The 4,529-nt window shown below is 69.4% G+C and carries 3 protein-coding genes; all 3 read right to left on the bottom strand.

The window, feature by feature from the left end:
- Positions 1-2,189: DNA topoisomerase (locus tag GPA_RS13025; protein ID WP_049784156.1), on the bottom strand; the 2,189-nt coding region annotated here is incomplete at its 3' end.
- 11 nt (positions 2,190-2,200) lie between these two features.
- A complete protein-coding gene (locus GPA_RS13020) occupies positions 2,201-3,091 on the bottom strand; it encodes a hypothetical protein (RefSeq protein ID WP_015540157.1) in 891 nt (296 codons plus the stop codon).
- A 30-nt stretch (positions 3,092-3,121) separates the two neighbouring features.
- The coding region (locus GPA_RS16965) for an endolysin-like domain-containing protein (RefSeq protein ID WP_197533104.1) at positions 3,122-4,529 on the bottom strand (1,408 nt) is incomplete at its 5' end.

Genomic DNA, 4,529 nt, shown 5'->3' with positions numbered 1-4,529 from the left:
CCGCCGGTGCCGCCGTCCGGCCTCTCGCTCCGGCAGAACTCGACGAACCCGGTGTAGGGCGCCTCGCCGAGCTTCGCGTCGGTGTCGAACGTGCCGCTGCCGTCCTTCTTCGCCAGGCCGGTCAGGTGGACCGTCTTTCCCGACAGGATCGCCTTGGCCTGGGACTTGGTGAGCTTCCTGCCGTTCTGGACGATGTTGAGCTTCACGCCGCAGCCCTGGAGCAGCCGCCAGCCCTCCTCCTTGCCGGCCCACTTCGAAGACGAGCACTGCCACTGCTTTCCGCTGCGCGACAGCACGATCGGCGCTCCGCAGGCCGGGCACCGGCACAGCTCCTCGCGGCCGGACACGGCCGCGGCCTGCGCGGGGTCGAAGCCGCCCTCGAGGTCGGACACGACCGCGGCGGTGTAGCCCTCGATGCCGGAGAGGAAGTCGGACAGCGACCCCTCTCCCCGCTCGACGTGCGACAGGGAGAGCTCCCACTTCGCGGTGAGCTCGGGGGTCTTGAGCGAGTCGCACACGATGTCGATCAGCGTCTCGCCGCGCTCGGTGGCCGAGAGCGTCTTGCCTCGGCGGCGGATGTACTTAGCCTCGATCAGCTTCTCGATCATGCTGGCGCGGGTGGCCGGCGTCCCCAGGCCGCCGGAGTGCATCGAGTCGTCCTCGATGGCCGCCTTCAGCTCGCGGTCCTCGATGGACCGGCCGGCGTGCTCCATGGCCGACAGCAGCGTCGCGTCCGTGTAGGGCTTCGGCGGGGTCGTCTTGCCGTCCTTCACGCGCCCGTCGCCCTCGCCCACGGTGAACGAGTCGCCCTGCTCGATGTCGGCGGGGATGGCCTGCGCCTCGTCCTCGTCGTCGGGGGCCTTGCCGCCGCCCGCAAGCGCGGCACGGCACGCCTCGTCCACGGCGATCCAGGACGCGTCCGTGACAGTGCTGCCCGAGGCCGTGTAGGCGTCGCCGCAGATCTCGGCCTCGACCTTGGCATTGAGCTTCGTCGCGGGGTCCATGGTGGCGGCCATGAGGCGGCAGCAGATGAGGATGGCCACGGAGCGCTCTGCGCCATCGAGCTTGGCCATCTCCTTGGCGCCGAGCAGCGCCGTGGGCAGGATCGCGCCGTGGCCGTGGACCTTCGAGTCGTCGGCCACGCGGGCGACGTCGGAGCGCGACGCGTCGAACCCGGCCGCGGCGGCCTCGCCGACGATTCCCGGCACCGCGATGGCCGAGAGCACGCGGGCCGTCTCGGGGATGTCGGACTCGCCGATGTAGCGGCTCTCGGTCCTGGGATATGTCGCCAGCTTCTTCTCGTACAGCGTTTGCAGCGCGTTCAGCGTTTCCTCCGCGGTGAGGCCCGCGCGCGTCGATGCGTCGCGTTGCAGCCCGGTGAGGTCGTAGAGCTTGGGCGCGCGGCACTTCTCCTGCCTGCGCTCGACCTTCAGGATCGCGCACTGCGACCCGACGGCCGCATGGGCGCGGCGCTCGGCCTCCTGACGGGTCTTCAGCTTCTCGCCGGCGAGACGCACGTGCGCCGTCCTGCCGACCGAGCACTCCACCTGGAAGAAGGGGACCGATTTGAAGTCGCGGATCGCGCGGGTCCGCTCGACGACCAGCGCCAGCGTCGGGGTCTGGACGCGGCCGGCGGACAGGCGCGAGCCTTCGTAGAGGCACGATAGGGCGCGCGAGGCGTTGAGGCCCACGAGCCAGTCCGCCTTGGCCCTGCCCTCGGCGGCGTCGGCGAGGCCGTCGTAGTCGGAGAGGGGCTTGGCGTGGGCGAGGTCGGTCCGCACCTGCTCTGGCACGAGCGAGGTGGACCAGAAGCGACGGACGGGCTTCTTGCAGCCGGAATGGGTCCAGACGCGCCGGAAGATGCCCTCGCCCTCGCGGTCGGCGTCGCAGGCGTTCACGACGAGCTCCACGTCGGCGCGGTCGAGCAGCCCTTTCAGGACCTTGTACTGCTCGGGCGCGGTGACGCTCCACCTCCACCGCTCCGGGATCATGGGCAGCTGCGACATCGACCAGTGGCCGGACCACTGCGGGTAGTTCTGGGGGAAGTCGAGGTCGATGATGTGGCCGCGGCACCAGCTGATGAGGTAGCCGCCGCCCTCGATATAGCCGTCGCGGCGCTCGTGGGCGCCGACGGCGTCGGCGATGCCGCGCGCGACGGACGGCTTCTCGGCGATGATGAGTGTAGGCATGCCGCTCCCCCCTACTCGGAGAAGGAGACCGAGCCGGCGGCCATGTCGGCCACGCCTCGGTAGGTCTTCTGGCTCGAGGGCATCCAGACGGTGAACGTGACCGTGCCGTCGTCGTTGTGCGTCACATGGTCGCGGGAGAACAGCGCGGAATCGGCATCGGCGCCGCCCTCCTTCTCCGCGGCGAACGCGCGCCATGCGTCCATGAGCGCGCCGGCGCAGGAGTCGCCGATATACTTGGCGGCCTGCTCGGTGTCGGTGATGGCGAAGGTCTTCTTGGGCGCCGCGGCGCTCTGCTCGGTGGCGTCGGCGTCGGCCGCCGTGTCGGCGCGCGAGTCGATCTGGTCCTGCGCGAGGTCGTCGTTCACGCCGTCCACGCGCTCGAGCAGGGGGAAGACGGTCCAGGTGCCGTCGGCGTAATGCGCCGAGTAGCAGTCGCCGGTGCCCTTCACGCGCATGAACACGACGGTGCCGTTATCGGTGGCCTGGGGCTTCTTCTTGATCGAGACCGTGATCTCGTCGAGCCCGTAGCCGTTGGCGCGCATGGTCGAGGCCACGGCGTCGCAGAAGCTCTCGCGCTTGGTCGCGGTCATGCCCGAGAGCTTGTCGAAGCCCTCGAACCGAACGCCGGAGGTCTCGGACGGGTCCGGCGACGCCTCGACTTTCTTCTCGTCGCCCGCCTCCTTCCCGTCCTGCTCGTCGCCCCCGGCGGCGCTGCCGCCATCGACCGCCTCGGTGGCGTCCTGCTTGCCGCCCTCGTCGCCCGCGGTGCCCGTGCGGGAGCACGAGGCGGCGTCGAGGCCGAAGCCCAGCGCGATCACGCACGCCAGCGCGATCAGGCCGTAGGCCAGCTTCCTCTTGGGGTCGTTCTCGTTGGCCGGGTTGAACCTGTCGGTCATGTTCATGTTCGCTTTCCCTTTCGTTCATTCGATGGGCTAGAGGATGCTGCCGCTGTTGACTGACGAGCAGACGCGCTTGCCGCCCCATTCGGCCTTCCAGCTCGAGCTGCCGGGGTTGCCGCTCCTGTAGAAGCGCGACCTCTCCACCTCGAACTCGATGACGTTCTGGCCGTTCGAGTGCCCCCACTTGTTGCATCCCTGGTCGTTGGGGTTCTTCGCGTCGGCGATGACGCACTTGATCACGGTGCCGTCCGACAGCGTGAAGTCGACCTTGTCGCCGACGCGCCCGTACGTCGTCGTGCAGGCGATCAGGTAGCGGCCGTTGTAGGTCGCGATATCGTCGTCGTACTTCGCGCCGGCGAGCGCCCACTTGGAGTGGACGGCCGCCTGCGACGTCCCGGCCGCCCACGCGGTGTCACGGCCGTTGACGTAGCAGCCGCGCGGGGTGTAGAAGGTGACGGAGTACCCGCCGTTGCCGTACTGCTCGGGAATGGTGACGCCCGCCCCTCCGGTGGGACGCAGGACCGTGTCCCAGGCGTCGTTCCAGTAGGACCCCAGCGATACCTCGTCTCCCGACGAGTCGCCGTCGGCGCCGTCGAGGTCTTCGTGCGCGCCGTAGTCCTTGCCGTCGCCGGCATAGATCTCCGTGTGCTGCTCGGTGTTGATGAGGATGTCGCCGCGTTGCAGGGAGTCCATCTTCCCGTCCCACTCGACCTTCTCGAAGCCCGCCTTGAGCAGAGGTTCCGCCATGGTGGAGGTGGTGAACGGGTGCGTACCCAGCTGCTCGGTCGTGCAGTAGCCCGAATCGACGAGGCAGTAGTAGACGAACGACGAGCAGTCCATGTTGGGGTTGTGGCAACGCGTGGACTGCGAGTACCCGATGGAGTCATCGTCGACGTATCGCTGCGCCTGGGCCAGGTAGCCCTCGGCGCTGCCGCCGGAAGAAGATGTGGCGGCGCCGCCGATGACCGCGCTGAGCAGCGACATCCCGACTAGGCAGATAACCGCGGTGCCGCCCACCGCGGCGCCCGCCGCGGCCACGCCGCGCCAGCCGAAGACGGTGTTCGTGACGGTCGCCTTGGTGCGGCGCAGCTGCATGAGCTTGCCGCGGATGCCGGAGGTGTTCGTCCCGGCGAGCCGGCCCGCCTTGGCGCCGAGCCGCCCCGCCTTGTTCTCGAGCCGCTTCTGCCTGAGGTTGATCCAGCGCCCGAGCAGGGACTTGTCTGACATCCCGGCGCGTCGCATGGTGTCGGCGCGCTTCCTCTTGTGCTCCAGCTGGTCGAGCACCTTGTCCTGCTTGGCGAGGGCCTTCTTCGATTTCGCGTCCCAGCGGGCCATGCGCCTGCGGGCCCGTCCCGCCGGCAGCCTGTCGGCGACGGCCTTTCCCTCGCGGTACAGGTTGCGCGGGTCGGCCTGGGTCATCGCCGCGTTGGCGACGGTGTCG

This window comes from Gordonibacter pamelaeae 7-10-1-b (assembly GCF_000210055.1).
GTDB classification, from domain to species: Bacteria; Actinomycetota; Coriobacteriia; order Coriobacteriales; family Eggerthellaceae; genus Gordonibacter; species Gordonibacter pamelaeae.
Note: the sequence above shows the minus strand (reverse complement) of the source record. Positions and strands in the feature narration are given on the sequence as shown.